This is a genomic window from Pseudomonas sp. Y24-6, assembly GCF_020295325.1.
Taxonomy (GTDB): Bacteria; Pseudomonadota; Gammaproteobacteria; order Pseudomonadales; family Pseudomonadaceae; genus Aquipseudomonas; species Aquipseudomonas gregormendelii.
In genome coordinates, this window is the sequence record NZ_JACBXG010000003.1 from 136672 (window position 1) to 152358 (window position 15687).

Consider the following 15687-nt stretch of genomic DNA (forward strand, 5'->3'; position numbering starts at 1 on the left):
TCGAGTGAAACGAGGCTGCGATCTTTTGATCTTGCTGTGTGTGCATATCCATTGCTGCGGTAACGGCGGCTTATGGTTCCGCCCTTACAGCGGGTCACTTTCGAAGAGGCTGCGCGTCCCGGCGACAAGCCGGCGTGTTGCGCTTCTCTGATGTGCACTGCCTCCGGGCTGGAGTTGTTCCTAAGTAGGAGCTGTCGAGTGAAACGAGGCTGCGATCTTTTGATCTTGCTGTGTGTACATATCCATTGCTGCGGTAACGGCGGCTTATGGTTCCGCCCTTACAGCGGGTCACTTTCGAAGAGGCTGCGCGCCCCGGCGCAAAGTAACCAAAGCGCTCTTGCCCCACCACTCGGCACCTCGCTCAGGCTCGGTGTGCCCTCACTCCGGCATTGCTCCGCGGGTCGCCGCGATGGGCCATCCCTGGCCCAGCGCGGCTAAACCGGCATCCTTGCCGGTTTCCCCGCTGCGCAATGCCTGCGTTCGGCCAGCGTGGTTTAACGGGGCGCCTGCGATCAAGAGCCTCGCCGTGGCGGCCTTCGGGCCGACCAAGGCATCACGCCGGCGCGCTGCGCTGCTCTGATGTGCATACTCGCACTCTCTACAGATTTCGAACCTCCACAGGGATGACTTTCCAGAGGGATCACTTTCCAGGGAATTCGCCTTCCTCGGATACCACCTCACAGCGCCCATTGCATATCCAGAAACGGTGCACGACCAAACAAGCGAAGCGCGCCAGCTTGATGCCTTGGTCGGCCCGAAGGCCGCCACGGCTCGGTTCTTGATCGCGGACGCCCCGTTAACCACGCTGGCCGAACGCAGGCATTGCGTAGCGGGTAAACCGGCAAGGATGCCGGTTTAGCCGCGCTGGGCCAGGGATGGCCCATCGCGGCGACCCGCGGAGCAATGCCTGGGTTCGGGCACACCGAGCCCAGGCGAGGTGCCGAGTGGTGGGGCAAGAGCGTTTTGGTTACTTTTGCGCTTTTTAAAAGTGACCCGCTGTAAGAGCGGAACCGTAAGCCGCCGTTACCGCAGCAATGGATATGTACACACAGCAAGATCAAAAGATCGCAGCCTCGTTTCACTCGACAGCTCCTACACACCCACCACACCCACCACACCCACCCATGAGTGTTTGTCCCAATGTGTCTACTCAGCGGCACCCTTTGAACCGGAGGGGTCGGGTATACTCCCGCGTTTTGCGATGCCCTGCCGGCGTCATGGCTGAGATGGACAGCGTCATGCAATCCGCACTTACGATTTGTCAGTGCAGAGCGCGCGATTCTGAACCAGCCTTGCAGGGATGTTTCGGTGATTTTTGGAGTTTTTATGCTCGAACAGGCTCAACGCGTCCTCAAGGACATCTTCGGCTACGACAGCTTTCGTGGCCGCCAGGGTGCGATCATTGAGCGCGTGGCCAGTGGTGGCGACGCCCTGGTGCTGATGCCTACCGGCGGCGGCAAGTCCCTGTGCTTCCAGGTACCGGCACTGCTGCGCGAAGGCCTGGCCGTCGTGGTCTCGCCGCTGATTGCGTTGATGGACGACCAGGTCGCCACCCTCGAAGAACTGGGTGTTGCCGCCGCTGCGTTGAACTCCACACTGAGCGCCGAACAGCAACGGGACCTGGCCAACCGCATCAAGCGCGGTGAAGTGAAAATGTTGTACCTCGCGCCAGAACGCCTGGTTCAGCCGCGGATGCTGGCATTCCTGCAAAGCCTGGAAATCGCCCTGTTTGCCATCGATGAAGCACACTGCGTATCGCAATGGGGTCACGATTTCCGCCGCGAATACCTGCAGCTGGGCCAACTGGCCGAGCTTTTTCCCAACGTTCCGCGTATTGCGCTGACTGCCACCGCCGACAAACGCACCCGCGAAGAAATCGTCGATCGCCTGCACCTGCAGGACGCCGAGCGTTTCCTGTCGAGTTTCGACCGCCCGAACATCTTCTATCGCATCGTCCCCAAGGAGCAGCCGCGCAAGCAGTTGCTGGCGTTCCTGGCCGAGCGGCGCAGCGACGCCGGTATCGTCTACTGCCTGTCGCGCAAGAAAGTCGACGAAGTCGCGGTATTCCTCAGCGAGCAGGGGTTCCCGGCGCTGCCTTATCACGCCGGGCTGCCCAACGAAACCCGCGCCCATCACCAGAAGCGCTTTCTCAACGAGGAAGGCCTGATCATGGTGGCCACCGTGGCGTTCGGCATGGGGATCGATAAACCCAACGTGCGTTTCGTCGCGCACCTGGACTTGCCCAAATCCCTGGAAGCGTACTATCAGGAAACCGGCCGCGGCGGGCGTGATGGCCTGCCGGCTGATGCCTGGATGGCTTATGGCCTGCAAGACGTGGTGATGCTCAAGCAGATGCTGCAGAACTCCGAAGGCGATGAGCGTCACAAGCGCCTGGAGCAGCACAAGCTCGACGCCATGCTTTCGCTGTGCGAAGAAACCCGCTGCCGCCGGCAAACCTTGCTGGCTTATTTCGACGAAGACATGCCGCAGCCGTGTGGCCATTGCGACAACTGTGTCGATGGCGTGCAGACGTGGGACGCGACCGAGCCGGCTCGCCAGGCCCTTTCGGCGATCTTCCGCACCGGCCAGCGTTATGGTGTAGGGCATCTGGTGGACGTGTTACTAGGCAAGGACAATGAAAAGGTCCGCAGCTTTGGGCATCAGCACCTGTCAGTGTTTGGTGTCGGCAAGGCGATGGGCGAGAGCGAATGGCGATCGCTGTTTCGCCAGCTGGTTGCCCGCGGGCTGGCGGACATCGACCTCGAAGGTTATGGCGGCCTGCGGTTGAGCGCCACTTGCCGGCCGCTGCTCAAGGGCGAAGTCACCCTGGAGCTGCGCCGAGACCTCAAGCCGCAAACGACTGCGAAAAGCAGCAAGAGCCAGGCGAGCCAGTTGGTTCGTGGTGAAGAACGCGAGCAGTGGGAAGCCTTGCGCGCGTTGCGTCGCAAGCTTGCCGAAGAGCACGGGGTGCCACCATACGTCATCTTCCCGGACTCGACCCTGCTGGAAATGCTGCGCAGCCAACCGGGCTCCATGGCCGAGATGGCACGGGTCAGCGGTGTCGGCGCGCGCAAGCTGGAGCGTTACGGCGAGGCATTCCTCGAAGTGCTGGGCGGCCAGGCCGAAGCGCCAAAAGTGGTGGCCGACCTGCGCCACGAGTTGATCACACTGGCCCGCGCAGGCATGACGCCACTGCAGATCGCCGGCCAGTTGCAGTGTTCGGAAAAGAATGTGTACACCCTGCTTGCCGAGGCGATTGGCAAGCAACAGCTGTCCCTGGAGCAGGCGCTGGATTTGCCCGAGGAATTGATGGGCGAAATCCAGGATGCGTTCCTGGACGGTGAAGGCGAGTTGCCACCGGTTGCGGAGATCGCGGCAATGTTTGCCGGACGGGTTCCAGAGGGCGTGTTGTACTGCGTCCGGGCGGCGCTGCAGTCGGAATTCGAAATTTGAAACAACCCTTGCTTTGATGTAACGATTCAGTACAAAGCGAGCCTTGCTTCATGTCATCGGCCATGCTTAGCTGACTAATAATTAGGTTTTCTCTATTTCAGTCTAACCATGAGTTTTTTATGCCGTTAACCGATCAACACCGCTTTGGCATGCAGTTAGCGCAGGTGTCCCGTGGCTGGCGGGCCGAACTTGACCGTCGCCTGGCTGGCCTGGGATTGTCCCAGGCCCGTTGGCTGGTGCTGTTGCACCTCGCGCGTTTCGGAGAGCCGCCGACCCAACGAGAGTTGGCGCAAAGCGTTGCCGTAGAAGGTCCGACACTGGCCAGATTGCTCGACAGCCTCGAAAGTCAGGGTCTGGTCCAGCGCCAGGCAGTGGTGGAAGACCGCAGGGCGAAGAAAATCGTCCTCTGCGCCCCGGCCCGTCCGTTGATTGAACAGATTGAAACCATTGCCAACCAGCTGCGCCAGGAACTGTTTGAAGGCGTCGATGAGGCGGAATTGAAGATATGCATGCGAGTTCACGGGCATATCCTGGCCAACCTGGAAAAATCCTGACTCGTTGCTTCGTGCAGGACTTTTGAGATCGCCCGTTGGGCGGACTATAAAGAACTACTATGCATTATCGCGTTCGTACCGGATGTGCGAACGCGTACGGTTGGTTCTGGTTATCTAAGGGATGCTCATGCTTGAGAGTTTGCACGTTGTCTTGCGGTGTGGCACCAGGCTGCTGCTGGTGGGTGGCGCTGTGTGTTACTCGGCATTGGCGCCTGCGCTGGGGTTGGGTGAAATCACCCTGCATTCCGCGCTGAATCAGCCATTGCGGGCAGACATCGCGCTGGTGGACGCGGCGGGGCTCGAAGAGGGCGACCTGTCGGTCAATCTTGCCACGGCGGACGAATTCAGCCGCGCGGGTGTTGAACGCGTGTTTTTTCTCAACGACCTGAAGTTCACCCCAATCCTCAAGGGCAATCGCAGCCTGATCCGGGTGAGCTCCAATAAAGCGGTCAATGAACCCTTCCTGAATTTCCTGGTGCAGCTCAATCAGCCCAATGGGCGGGTGCTGCGCGAATACACGGTGTTGATCGATCCTCCTGGCGCGCCGGGTGTTGTTCCGGTGGTCGATGAACCCGCCGCCACTTCGCCAAATTCTCCGTTTCCTGCAGTCAAGCCTGCGGCAGCCACGCCAGTGCCAGCGCCGAAAAAAGCTGCTGCGCCCAAGGCCGAGGCTGTTGCCCCGGTCGCGGAAATTGACCCCGCTGCAGAGCAGTTGGCCGCCAGCGTTCTGCAAAACCAGCAACTGCAAGCGACCATCACTGAGCTGAGTGCGCGGCTGCAGACACAGGACGAACAGATTGCCGCCCACAAGAAGCAGGTGATCGAACTGCAAACCCGGTTGGCCGAAGTGCAACAGGCACCGCCCGCGGCACCTGTTGCCGTGGCACCGCCGGTGGTCGCCGTTGAACAGCCTGATGCCAGTCAATGGCCAATGATTATCGGCGTTCTGGCCTTGGCGGTCCTGGTACTCCTGGGTTTGTTCATGCGGCGCCAGCGCCAACGCCAACAGGCGGATGAGGTGGCGCAGGAGGCTCCGGTGCCTGCTTCCCGGCCTGAGTCGGTGGCTGATGATCATTTAGGAATGCAGGCACCGCTGGCCAAATCGGCGGCGGATCACCAAGAGGATGCGCCGTCGGGCGACGTGCTTGAGGGCGTGGGTATCTACATGGCCTATGGCCGGTTTTCCGAGGCTGCCGGTTTGCTGCGCGAGGCGCTGGCCAAAGAGCCACAGCGCACTGATCTGGCCGTGCAACTGCTGGAAGTGCTCGGCAAACAAGGCGACGTGGCGGCCTATGACGCCCAGGAAACCCAGCTGCGCGACTCAGGATTTGACCCGCAGACCCTGCAGGACATTCGCAGCCGACACCCGAAAATGCACAACGTGACGTCGCTGGCTGTTGCGCCGGTTGTCGCTTCAGTGATCGCCGCAGCGCCCGTTGTTGCCCAGGGCGATGAGTTCCAGTTGAATCTGGATGACCTGTCGATGGACGCCAATTGGGACCTGATCAGCCCCTTCGACAGCGCTGCGCCGCCACCCGCACTTCCAGAAGAGCCGGCGTTTCACTCCAATCTCCACATCTTGCCCGAGGTGTTCGAAATGCCCGAGGAGCCTTCACTGGGCGAACCCGAGCTGGAGTGGGATGCGCCAGCCGATTCCCAGGGGCTGGATGACGATTTCCTCGCCGAATTCGGTGACCCGGACTCATCGCTGGAAATTGAGCCCTTCAGTCTTGAACCGGACAACGCCGGCAAACTGGAACAGGCTCAGACCTGTATTGATGACGGCGACCTGGACAGCGCGATTGAGCTGCTCAACGAGCTGCTCAAGGATGCCGATGAACCTCTCAAGCAGACCGCGCGGAGTTTGTTGGCTGGCATTCGCTGATAGTGCATGTGTCGTTATCAATGTGGGAGTGAGCCTGCTTGCGATAGCGGTGAGTCAGTCGACATAAATAGCGACTGACCAGCCGCAATCGCGAGCAGGCTCCCTCCCACAGGCTTCAGAATGTTTGCCCCAGGTTCAGGTACACGGCCTGCTCATCGGCATCGTTAAAGCCGTAACTGAAGTTCAGCGGCCCCAAGGGCGTGTCGAAGCCGATGAATACGCTGGCGGCATTGATGTAGCCACTGTCGAACTCATTGTCGTTGTTCCACGCCCGACCTCGCTCCAGTGACCCACCGGCATACAGCGGAAAATCCAGCGGCAGGTAAGAGCGCGGTGTCAGGCGTCGATAGTAGACGGCGCGCATCAGGCTGATGTTCTGCCCGGAAATCGCATCCTCCCTGAAACCCGATAACTGCCGTGCTCCGCCGAGCAGGAAGCTGGAAGTCACCACATTGGCGTCGTTGAGCGTGCGCCCGTAGCGGCCGCCGAGAATGAAGGTGTCCGGGCCGTGGCTAAGGGCCTTGTCCAGCGCGACTTCCCATTGTCGATAGCGATTGTCCGAGCCCAGGCCGGGTTCGTACTGCCGCAAGGCCAGGCCGAAGTCTTCGCCTTCATGGGGGAAGTAGACGTTATCCAGTGAATCGAACGAGTACTTCACTTCATAAAACCCTTCGTTGAAGCTTTCGCTGGGCAGGTCCTGGTCGCCAATGCGCACGTCTGCCTTGCCCCAGGCTTCGCCAACACCCAGGCGCACTTCGCCGCTGTTGCCGATCTGGCGGCCTACGTTCAGGCCAAAGCCGTAGCGCTCAACCCGGTATTGGGCGATCGGATCGTTGTCCAGGGTAGCTTCGACGTTCTGCGCGTCAAAGGCGGCGTAGGGCGCAATGAAATATCGCGATCCGACATCCAGTGGCTGGTAGAACTCGCTGTACAGTTCCTGGCGGTCGCCGATCTGCGCGCGGGTCAACCATTCGGCACCCAGGCGGTTGATGCCGTTGACGCGGTAACTGGCGCCCAGGTTGAACGCACTGTCGCCGCGCATATCGTCCGAGAGGTTCAAGCCCAGCCTCAGGTAATCCGTGCCGCTGCGCTTGCCGCGGGCAGTGATGATCAGAGTGTGGCTAGTGCCCTTGTGGGCGACTCGGTATCGCACCTGCTCGAAGTAGTCCAGGCCATACAAGGTGCCCATATCGGTTTGCAGGCGCCCCAGGTCCAGTGGTTGACCAATGTGCTGGCGAATATAGTACCGAATGACATCATCGCCGACTTTGGAGTCATTCTCGACCTTGATTGCGGTGATGATCGGCGTGCGCTCACTGGGCTCACGGGCGGCGCTCAGCTCGGGATCCAGCGGCTGCGACGGCTTGAGCTGCGCCAGGCGTGCATCGAGAATCCTGGTTGCGCGATAGCCTGCCTCGATCATTTCTTCGGCACGACCGAAGTCGGTCACCCCAAAACTCGCCAGTGACGGCTGGATCAGGATGTCGTCCGGGTGCAAGGCGGCGAGCTGTTCTTCGGAGTTGCGGCGGGTCATCAAGGTGATCGACTGGTTCAGCACGTCGACCACGGTGGTCAGTTGCTTGCTGTTGCGCAGGGGCGTGCCGATGTCGACCACGATCGCCACGTCAACCCCCATTTCCCTGGCGACATCCAGCGGGATGTTATCGGTCATGCCGCCGTCCACCAGCAGGCGCCCATCCAGTTCGACAGGGGCGAACACCGCCGGGATCGACATGCTGGCGCGAATCACCTGAGGCAGGTGACCCTTGCGAAACACCACCTTCTCACCACTGGCAATGTCGGTGGCGACTGCGCGGAAGGGTATGGGCAGCTTGTCAAAGTCCCGGGTATCGCTGGCATGGGCCAGCAGACTTTCCAGCATCAGGGCAAGGTTCTGGCCCTGGATGACCCCGAGCGGCAAGCCGAGGCTGCCGTCGTCGCGAAAACTGAGTTTCTGCTTCACCAGGAAGTCGCGATCATCCTGCTTGCGCCGGAACGGCACGTCGGCCCTGGGCGGCGCATCCGACAGGGCCTGCTGCCAATCGATGTTGAGGGCGAGCTTTTCCAGCTCATCGATCTTGTACCCGGATGCGTATAACCCGCCCACCACCGCACCCATGCTGGTGCCGGCGATGGCATCGATCTGGATGCCTTGCTCCTCCAGCGCCTTGAGCACACCAATGTGCGCCAGGCCCCGGGCTGCGCCACCGGACAGCACCAGGCCGACTTTTGGTCGAGGAGGCTCGGCGGCCTGGACGATCATGGGCAGCAAGCAAAGCAGCAGGCAGGACAGAAGATGGCGCATCATGAATCTCGGGACCAGCGGAAAAGGTCGCTATTATAGCGGCGCCCCTCGCCTCTGGAGTCTCGTCAATCATGCCTGCCAGCAAACCGGAAATTGTCATCACCTATTGCACCCAGTGCCAGTGGTTGCTGCGCGCAGCCTGGCTGGCCCAGGAACTGCTCAGTACCTTTGGTGACGACCTGGGCAAAGTGTCGCTGGTGCCCGGCACAGGTGGGGTGTTCCATATTTTTTGTGATGGCGTGCAGCTTTGGGAGCGCAAGAGTGACGGCGGTTTTCCCGAGGCCAAGGTGTTGAAACAGCGGGTTCGGGATCAGATTGATCCCGACCGCGACCTCGGTCACAACGACCGGACTCAGTGAGAGGCAGCCTCTGCAACAACGGTTTTCTTGTCTGACCCGCCGGCAAGACGGCTGGAGACCACAATCGCCACGATGATCAACGCGCCGCCGAGCAGCATGCGTAGCGTGGGATTTTCGTTGAACAGCAGCCAGGCCATGGTGATGCCGTACACCGGTTCCATGGCGAAAACCACTGCGGCGGTGCGAGCCTTGATCACCGCCAGGCTGGCGACGAACAGGCTGTGAGCGACACCGGTGCAGAAGATTCCGAGCAGGCTGATCCACAGCCAGTCCAGGGCGCGCACTTCGCTCAATTGCGGTGCGGCCACCGGCAGCAGGCACAGCGCGACCACCACGTTCTGGCACAGCGCGGCCTGCACCGGCGGAATCCGTGAGGAACTGGCGCGGTTGGTCAACGACAACAAAGCGAAGAGCAAACCCGAACCCACTGCCCACAAAAGGCCGGTGGTGGCGCCGCTGGCGAGGTCGAAATCAGGTGTGACCAGCACCAACCCGATACTCACCAGCACCACCAGGAGAATTTCGTTGGCGCGAATTCGCTCGCGGAAGATCAGGCCTTCGAGGATCACGGTAAAAGCCGGGAAACTGGCGAATCCCAACGTCGCAATCGCCACGCCGGCGACCTTCACCGCGATGAAAAAGCTCACCCAGTGCCCGGCCAGCAGCACGCCGCTGAGTAACAATCGGCGCCAATCCACGGCTTCGAGAGGTTGCCAGCGGGTGGCACTGGCGAACCGCGCAAACACCGCCAGGGCGAGCACCGCGAACGCCGCGCGGCCAAAAACGATCACGGCCGGGGAGGCTGCCGCGAGTTTGCCGAACACGCCGGTCAGGCCGAACATCAGTGCACCAATGTGCAGGGCGCCAAGGGCGGTACGGGGAGTCATTGCAGATCCTTGATCATGAGTGAGCACGGCCGATACACGAGCCTTCGGCAGCTCCTACAGTAGACCGTGGGGGAGCAGTATGCGTCTGTCGCGAGACTAGCGTCTTTTGTCGCCGCCCTCGCGTCGCAGTTTTCCCGGAGAGGCGCCGAACTCGCGCAACACTGCTGCGGCGAACGCACTTTGCGAGCTGTAGCCGACCCGGCTGGCGATTTCGCCGATGGGCAGCACGGTGTCGCGCAACAGCTCGACAGCCCGGTGCAGGCGGCGGCTGCGGATGTAATCCATCGGCGTCTGCCCGCATTCGGCGACGAAGCGGGCATGCAGGCGGGCGCTGGACAAGTCGGCGATGCGGGCGAGGTCAGCGACCTGCAGGGGATAGGCCGCGTGCTGGTCGATGTGCGCATTCAACGCCGCGTAGGGCAGGCGACGCCCCCCCATGACCTCGGGTTTGACGTTATTGAGACTGGCCAGCAGCAGCACGGCACCCTGTTGCGCAATCAGCGGGTCGTCGACCTGGCTGCCCGCCAGCCAGCTCAACAATTGGCTCTGCCCGGCATCGAGGGGCAGGCGTGCAGCGCTGTCGAGCAGGCGTCGGCTGGCGTCGGCATGCTCACCCAGGGACTGCATCACCCATTGATCGCTCGGTATATCCAGCACCAGGCAACGGCTGCCATTGGCACTGTTGCAGGCGTGATGAAAACCGGAAGGCACCACCATAAAACTCTGCTGGATCACCTGGCTGCCATGCCCGCCCACCTCGAAATCCAGCGCACCCGACAACCCGAACACCAACTGCGCATGGTCGTGGCTGTGGATGATCAGGTCCTTGGTGTACTGGCGGAGCGTGAGGATCGGTCTCATCGCAGGTCTCCCGGGCAAGGTGGGCATTCTACACCGCGTTGGCCGCCAGGCGTTGTCACAGGACTGACGCGTCATTGTCATGGGCGATTCACCCGCCCGGCGCACAGTTGTCCAAACCATCGTGGAGCGTTGCCAATGACCAGTGCCGAGCTCGCCAGACCCGGTCGCAAGCAGCGGGTGCGGACCTTGTGGATTTCCGACGTGCATCTGGGCACCCGGGACTGCCAGGCCGAGCACCTGAGCACATTTCTCAAGGGTTACCACGCGGACAAGGTCTACCTGGTCGGCGACATCATCGATGGCTGGAAGCTGCGTAGCGGCATGTACTGGCCCCAGGCGCACACCAACGTCATTCGCCGCCTGCTGACCATGAGCAAGCGCGGCACCGAGGTGATCTACGTGACGGGCAACCACGATGAATTTCTGCGCCGTTACTCGAAGTTGATCCTGGGCAATATCCAGTTGGTCGACGAGGCGGTGCACGTCACGGCGGATGGCCGGCATCTGCTGGTGATCCACGGCGACCAGTTTGATGTGATCACCCGCTACCACCGCTGGCTGGCGTTTCTCGGGGACTCGGCCTACGAATTTACCCTGACACTCAACCGCTGGCTGAATCACTGGCGCGCCCGCTATGGATATGGGTACTGGTCGCTGTCGGCCTACCTCAAGCACAAGGTGAAAACCGCAGTCAGCTTTATCAGTGATTTCGAGGAGGCTATCGCCCACGAGTGCGTAAAGCGCGAGTTGCACGGCGTAGTGTGCGGGCACATTCACCATGCCGAAATCCGCCGGGTGGGCGGCGTGGATTACCTGAACTGCGGGGATTGGGTGGAGTCGTGCACGGCGCTGATCGAGCACTGGGACGGCTCGATCGAGTTGTATCGATTGGCGGACGCACAGGCGCGGGAAGAGCAGATGACGGCGCAGAAGGTGGGTGAGCCTGCCTGAGATCAAAAGATCAAAAGATCAAAAGATCGCAGCCTTCGGCAGCTCCTACGGTGGGACGCAGGTGGAGGAGCTGCCGAAGGCCGCGATCGGACGATCTTTTGATTCTAGGCTGGTGAGTGCTCCTGCATCGCCGCCTTGTAGATCGAGTTCTTCGGCTGCGCAAACAGGCGCTCCATCATCGGCTCGAAGAAGCTCAGCGGCAGCGTTTCGTAGGCGGGGTCAAACGCCGCCGCATCATATTTGGCGCAGAACTCAATAGTCGCCTGGTACTGCGGATGACCATTGAATTGCTCGCGCAGATGCCGATCCATACCCAAGTGATGAAAAAAGTAGTAACCCTGGAAAATCCCGTGCTTTTCCACCATCCACAAATTCTCGGCGCTGACGAATGGCTTGAGGATCGCCGCAGCAATGTCCGGATGATTGTAGGAGCCCAGCGTATCGCCAATGTCATGCAACAGCGCACACACCACATACTCCTCATCACGGCCGTCGCGCCAGGCACGTGTTGCGGTTTGCAGGGAGTGGGTCAGGCGATCTACGGGAAAACCACCGAAGTCACCCTCGAGCAACGTCACGTGGGACACGATCCGCTTTGGTAACTGCCTGGCGTAGGCGCTGAAGTCGGCCGCGATGATTGCCCAGTCTTCCTGGGTGCCGTCTTGCATGTGGGTGAAGCGGGCATTGGCATTCATCGACTGTCCTCGAGTAGCGGGAGATTCCTAGAACGGCACGCGACCCAGGATCATGTCGCGGTACATGACAAAATCGCCGAGCAGGCTGTAAAACGGATGCTGGAAGGTCGCGGGACGATTTTTCTCGAAAAAGAAATGCCCGGCCCAGGCGAAGCTGTAACCGGCCAGGGGCAGGCACAACAGTAATAGCCAGGCGCCTTTGCCGATGGTCATGGCCAGAATGAAAATAACCAGTGTGGTGCCAATGAAGTGCAATCGTCGGCAAGTACTGTCGCTGTGCTCGCTGAGGTAATACGGGTAGAACTCGGCGAAGCTGTTGAAACGTCTGATGTTTTCCACGACAACGGTCTCTGTGGTTATTGTTCTGGCGCCAAGTTGTTCTGCGGGTAGCCTATTTAAGTCTAGAGTGATCATTGGCATCAGCCAGTGACAATAGGCGCCACTTTAGTATCCTTCGGTAAACCTGCGGCCGTAGACGGCTCACCAAGACAGTAAACGCCATGAGCGAAAGAACGACTTCTGCAAGCTGGGCGATGGGGATTGTCAAGGCACTGGAAATGGACGGCCTGGATTGTCGGGTCCTGTTCAGGCAGCTAGGGCTGGACTACGCGGCCCTGACCGACCCGGATGGGCGCTTTACCCAGGACTCCATGACACGACTGTGGCAACGCGCGGTCGAGCTGTCGGGTAACCCGGCGATCGGCCTGAACATGGGCAAAGTGGTGCGGCCGGCATCCTTTCATGTGGCGGGCTACGCCTTGATGTCGAGCCAGACCCTGGTTGAAGGTTTTCAGCGGTTGGTGCGTTATCAACGGATCATCGCCGAAAGTGCCGACCTGAGTTTCCGCCTGCTGGACGAGGGTTATGCGCTGATCCTGACGGTGCATGGCGACCATCTGCCGCCGACCCGGCAAAGCGCCGAGGCTTCCCTGGCCTGCGCCCTGGGGCTGTGCAACTGGCTGACCGGGCGAACCCTGCAACCCCGCAAGGTGATGTTCCAGGGTGAGCACCCCGTCAACCTTGAGCCCTATACCCAAACATTCCACGCCCCACTGGTATTCAGCGCGCCCTATGACGCGCTGATTTTCGAGCGCGCCGACATGGAGGCGCCGCTGCCTACGGCCAATGAAGCGATGGCGGCGTTGCATGACCGGTTTGCCGGCGAGTACCTGGCGCGGTTTTCCGAAAGTCGTGTGACCCACAAGGCGCGTCAGGTGTTGTGCCGGCTGCTGCCGCAGGGTGAACCCAAGCGCGACACCGTGGCGCAGACGCTGCACCTGTCGCAGCGCACCTTGCAGCGCCGGTTACAGGAAGAGGGCACCAGTTTCCAGGCCTTGCTCGACGATACTCGCCGCGAGATGGCCGAGCAGTACCTGGCCCAGCCCAGCATGACCCTGCTGGAAATTGCCTACCTGTTGGGTTTCGCCGACCCCAGCAACTTTTTCCGCGCGTTCCGCCGCTGGTTTGACGCCACGCCGGGAGAGTACCGGGCACGGTTGACGGGCACGCCTGGGCCGGTCAGTGACGCCAAAACGCCGGAATACACAACACAAACACCGTGATGATCTCCAGTCGGCCCAGCAACATGCCGAACGACAGGATCCACTTGGCGGCGTCGGGCAGCGTCGCGAAGTTGCCCGCCGGGCCAATAGTCTCACCCAGCCCCGGGCCGACGCCGGATACGGTACTGGCTGCGCCTGTCAGCGCGGTCATCCAGTCCACTCCCAGCAGCGAAAGCAGCAGGGCGATGACGCAGATGGTGATGGCAAAGAAGAATGAGAAGGTCAGGATCGACCGCACGATCTCTTCGTCGAGCCGGTGTCCGTTGTACTTCTGCTTGATCACTGCGCGCGGGTGAATCAATTGGTTAAGGTTGGCCTTGAGCAGGATATAGGCGACCTGAAAGCGAAAGATCTTGATCCCGCCAGCGGTCGAGCCTGAGCAACCACCGACAAAACCCAGGTAGAAAAACAGCATCAGCGAGAAATTGCCCCACAGGCTGTAGTCCCCCAGGGCAAATCCGGTCGTGGTGACCACCGAGGTCACGTTCAGCGCCACGTGGCGCAGAGCGTCCAGCCAGTGCAGCTGGGTGGTCCACCAGTACCAGGTGCCTAGCACCAGCCAGGTCACCAGCAACATCCCGAGCAGACCCTGAACCTGCTGATCCTTGATCAATGCCCGCCGGTTGCCGCGCAGGGTCGCCACGTACAAGGTGAATGGCAGGCTGCCGAGGATCATGATGACGATCGCCACCCAATGCACCGCGGGCTGTGTCCACTTGGCCAGGGACAGGTCGGAGGTCGAGAAGCCCCCGGTGGAAATGGCCGACATCGCATGGTTGATGGCATCGAAGGGGCTCATCCCGGCCCACCAGAAGGCCAGACTGCCGAGGATGGTGATGCCGACATAGGCTGCAACAATAAGACGCGCCACCATGTGCGACCGGGGCATGACTTTTTCGGAGCGGTCCGAGGATTCAGTCTGGAACAGGCGCATGCCACCGATGCGCAGCAACGGCAGGATCGCCACTGCCATGCCGATAAAGCCGATGCCGCCGATCCAGTGCAGCAACGAGCGCCACATCAGGATCCCGGGTGACATCTTGTCCAGGCCGTTGAGCACTGTCGACCCGGTGGCGGTGATGCCGGACATGCTTTCGAAGAATGAGTCGGTGTAGCTGATGTGCTGGGTCAGCAGGAACGGCAGCGCGGCGAATATGCACACCACCAGCCAGCTGCTGACGGTCAGCAGGTACATGTCCCGCGGGCGCAGGTGTATGTGTTCAGGGCGACCGGGGATGACCAGCGCCAGGCCGGCGACGAAGGTGATCATGCTGGCCCAGAGGAACGACGGCAGGTCGCTGGTGCGGTCGAAAATCACCAGCGTGGCCATGGGCACGACCATGGCGATGGCCAGGGTGATCAGAAAGATGCCGATGATGAAACCAATGATCCGTAAGGTCGGCAACGCCATGAAGTCCGCTCGGGCTGAAATAGGGAAGGGCGCCATTCTACCTGCGGGGCAGGGCATGTAAACCGGCATCCCTGCGGCAGTTACCGCTAGAATAGCCAAACATTTTTCATTGGAGGTGGCCGATGCAGGCTCTCGACGCTTTGCTCAACCGTGTTTCCGTTCCCCGACTGCTCGACCCGGCACCGACCGCCGAGCAGCGTGAGGCCCTGTTCGCCGCAGCCATGCGCGCACCGGATCACGGTCATTTGCAGCCTTGGCGGTTTCTGACCGTCGAGGGTGCTGCACGGGAGCAGATGGGCGAGCTGCTGGCTGAAGCGGCGAAGCTGCAGGACGGCGAAGTGTCTGAAGCCGCGGTGGACAAGGCGCGCAACGGGCCGCTGCGGGCACCGCTGGTGGTCGTGGTGATCGCGCGATTGCAGGAACACGTGAAGTATCCGAAATCCGAGCAGCTGCTGGCTGCGGGTTGCGCGGCCCATGGCATCCTGCTGGCCGCCTATGCCCAAGGGATTGGCGCGGTGTGGCGCACCGGCGACCTGGCGTATTCGCCCCACGTGGCCAAGGGCTTGGGTTTGGCGGAGGGGGAGGAGGTCATTGCGTTTCTCTACCTGGGGACGCCGCAGAAAGAACCGCGGGTGGCGGAGAAAGTGAACCTTGATGAGTTCGTCAGTGCCTGGCCGGGCAAGCGCTGAACATCGACAGATCGCAGCCCCGTTTCAAAGATGGCGCGTTCTGTAGGCGCTGTCGAGTGAAACGAGGCTGCGATC

General features: G+C 61.1%; 13 protein-coding genes. 7 read left to right on the forward strand and 6 right to left on the reverse strand.

What is annotated here, in order from left to right; genetic code table 11:
- Positions 1–1326 precede the first annotated feature (1326 nt).
- The 3 genes from recQ (at position 1327) to HYI44_RS06990 (ending at position 5892) form a co-directional block, all read left to right on the forward strand.
- Entirely contained in the window at positions 1327–3453 is a 2127-nt protein-coding gene (gene recQ / locus HYI44_RS06980) for a DNA helicase RecQ (RefSeq protein ID WP_122837904.1), read from the forward strand.
- A 119-nt stretch (positions 3454–3572) separates the two neighbouring features.
- Positions 3573–4007: a MarR family transcriptional regulator gene (locus tag HYI44_RS06985; RefSeq protein ID WP_045058845.1), complete on the forward strand. Its 435-nt coding sequence runs from the start codon at positions 3573–3575 to the stop codon at positions 4005–4007.
- 127 nt (positions 4008–4134) lie between these two features.
- Positions 4135–5892 (forward strand): FimV/HubP family polar landmark protein, encoded by a 1758-nt coding sequence (locus HYI44_RS06990; protein ID WP_225569049.1) that lies wholly within the window; start codon positions 4135–4137, stop codon positions 5890–5892.
- A gap of 115 nt (positions 5893–6007) precedes the next feature.
- On the opposite strand, the gene HYI44_RS06995 is transcribed toward HYI44_RS06990, so the two are convergent.
- Complete coding sequence (locus HYI44_RS06995; RefSeq protein ID WP_225569205.1) at positions 6008–8197, reverse strand: patatin-like phospholipase family protein; 2190 nt, start codon at positions 8195–8197, stop codon at positions 6008–6010.
- A gap of 71 nt (positions 8198–8268) precedes the next feature.
- Between HYI44_RS06995 and HYI44_RS07000 the strand changes: the two genes are divergently transcribed.
- Entirely contained in the window at positions 8269–8556 is a 288-nt protein-coding gene (locus HYI44_RS07000; protein WP_045058847.1) for a SelT/SelW/SelH family protein, read from the forward strand.
- On the opposite strand, the gene HYI44_RS07005 is transcribed toward HYI44_RS07000, so the two are convergent.
- Both HYI44_RS07005 and HYI44_RS07010 read right to left on the reverse strand, forming a co-directional pair.
- A complete protein-coding gene (locus HYI44_RS07005; protein WP_122837906.1) occupies positions 8550–9443 on the reverse strand; it encodes a DMT family transporter in 894 nt (297 codons plus the stop codon). The genes HYI44_RS07000 and HYI44_RS07005 overlap by 7 nt on opposite strands.
- A 96-nt stretch (positions 9444–9539) precedes the next feature.
- A complete protein-coding gene (locus tag HYI44_RS07010; RefSeq protein WP_225569050.1) occupies positions 9540–10304 on the reverse strand; it encodes a helix-turn-helix transcriptional regulator in 765 nt (254 codons plus the stop codon).
- A gap of 135 nt (positions 10305–10439) precedes the next feature.
- On the opposite strand from HYI44_RS07010, the gene HYI44_RS07015 reads away from it, so the two are divergent.
- Positions 10440–11255: a UDP-2,3-diacylglucosamine diphosphatase gene (locus HYI44_RS07015; protein ID WP_045058850.1), complete on the forward strand. Its 816-nt coding sequence runs from the start codon at positions 10440–10442 to the stop codon at positions 11253–11255.
- A 104-nt stretch (positions 11256–11359) separates the two neighbouring features.
- Here HYI44_RS07015 and HYI44_RS07020 read toward each other — a convergent pair whose 3' ends face one another.
- Together HYI44_RS07020 and HYI44_RS07025 are read right to left on the reverse strand one after the other, a co-directional pair.
- The gene (locus HYI44_RS07020) at positions 11360–11950 is read right to left on the reverse strand and encodes an HD domain-containing protein (RefSeq protein WP_225569051.1); all 591 of its coding nucleotides are present in this window, start codon (positions 11948–11950) and stop codon (positions 11360–11362) included.
- A 27-nt stretch (positions 11951–11977) separates the two neighbouring features.
- Positions 11978–12289: an Mpo1-like protein gene (locus HYI44_RS07025; protein ID WP_225569052.1), complete on the reverse strand. Its 312-nt coding sequence runs from the start codon at positions 12287–12289 to the stop codon at positions 11978–11980.
- A 161-nt stretch (positions 12290–12450) separates the two neighbouring features.
- On the opposite strand from HYI44_RS07025, the gene HYI44_RS07030 reads away from it, so the two are divergent.
- A complete protein-coding gene (locus HYI44_RS07030; protein ID WP_225569053.1) occupies positions 12451–13512 on the forward strand; it encodes an AraC family transcriptional regulator in 1062 nt (353 codons plus the stop codon).
- On the opposite strand, the gene HYI44_RS07035 is transcribed toward HYI44_RS07030, so the two are convergent.
- Positions 13469–14923, reverse strand: coding sequence for a TrkH family potassium uptake protein (locus tag HYI44_RS07035; protein ID WP_122837912.1), 1455 nt, complete (start codon positions 14921–14923; stop codon positions 13469–13471). The two genes, HYI44_RS07030 and HYI44_RS07035, sit on opposite strands and share 44 nt — an antisense overlap.
- Positions 14924–15045: 122 nt before the next feature.
- On the opposite strand from HYI44_RS07035, the gene HYI44_RS07040 reads away from it, so the two are divergent.
- Entirely contained in the window at positions 15046–15612 is a 567-nt protein-coding gene (locus tag HYI44_RS07040) for an NAD(P)H nitroreductase (RefSeq protein ID WP_122837913.1), read from the forward strand.
- The last annotated feature ends 75 nt before the right edge of the window (positions 15613–15687 follow it).

Bases quoted from the DNA above. Each gene is read 5' to 3' on its own strand.
- HYI44_RS07005 (WP_122837906.1), bottom strand. From the start codon at position 9,443: ATGACTCCCCGTACCGCCCTTGGCGCCCTGCACATTGGTGCACTGATG.
- HYI44_RS06990 (WP_225569049.1), top strand. From the start codon at position 4,135: ATGCTTGAGAGTTTGCACGTTGTCTTGCGGTGTGGCACCAGGCTGCTG.
- HYI44_RS06985 (WP_045058845.1), top strand. From the start codon at position 3,573: ATGCCGTTAACCGATCAACACCGCTTTGGCATGCAGTTAGCGCAGGTG.
- HYI44_RS07000 (WP_045058847.1), top strand. From the start codon at position 8,269: ATGCCTGCCAGCAAACCGGAAATTGTCATCACCTATTGCACCCAGTGC.
- HYI44_RS07020 (WP_225569051.1), bottom strand. From the start codon at position 11,950: ATGAATGCCAATGCCCGCTTCACCCACATGCAAGACGGCACCCAGGAA.
- HYI44_RS07035 (WP_122837912.1), bottom strand. From the start codon at position 14,923: ATGGCGTTGCCGACCTTACGGATCATTGGTTTCATCATCGGCATCTTT.
- HYI44_RS07015 (WP_045058850.1), top strand. From the start codon at position 10,440: ATGACCAGTGCCGAGCTCGCCAGACCCGGTCGCAAGCAGCGGGTGCGG.
- HYI44_RS07010 (WP_225569050.1), bottom strand. From the start codon at position 10,304: ATGAGACCGATCCTCACGCTCCGCCAGTACACCAAGGACCTGATCATC.
- HYI44_RS07040 (WP_122837913.1), top strand. From the start codon at position 15,046: ATGCAGGCTCTCGACGCTTTGCTCAACCGTGTTTCCGTTCCCCGACTG.
- HYI44_RS06995 (WP_225569205.1), bottom strand. From the start codon at position 8,197: ATGCGCCATCTTCTGTCCTGCCTGCTGCTTTGCTTGCTGCCCATGATC.
- recQ (WP_122837904.1), top strand. From the start codon at position 1,327: ATGCTCGAACAGGCTCAACGCGTCCTCAAGGACATCTTCGGCTACGAC.
- HYI44_RS07030 (WP_225569053.1), top strand. From the start codon at position 12,451: ATGAGCGAAAGAACGACTTCTGCAAGCTGGGCGATGGGGATTGTCAAG.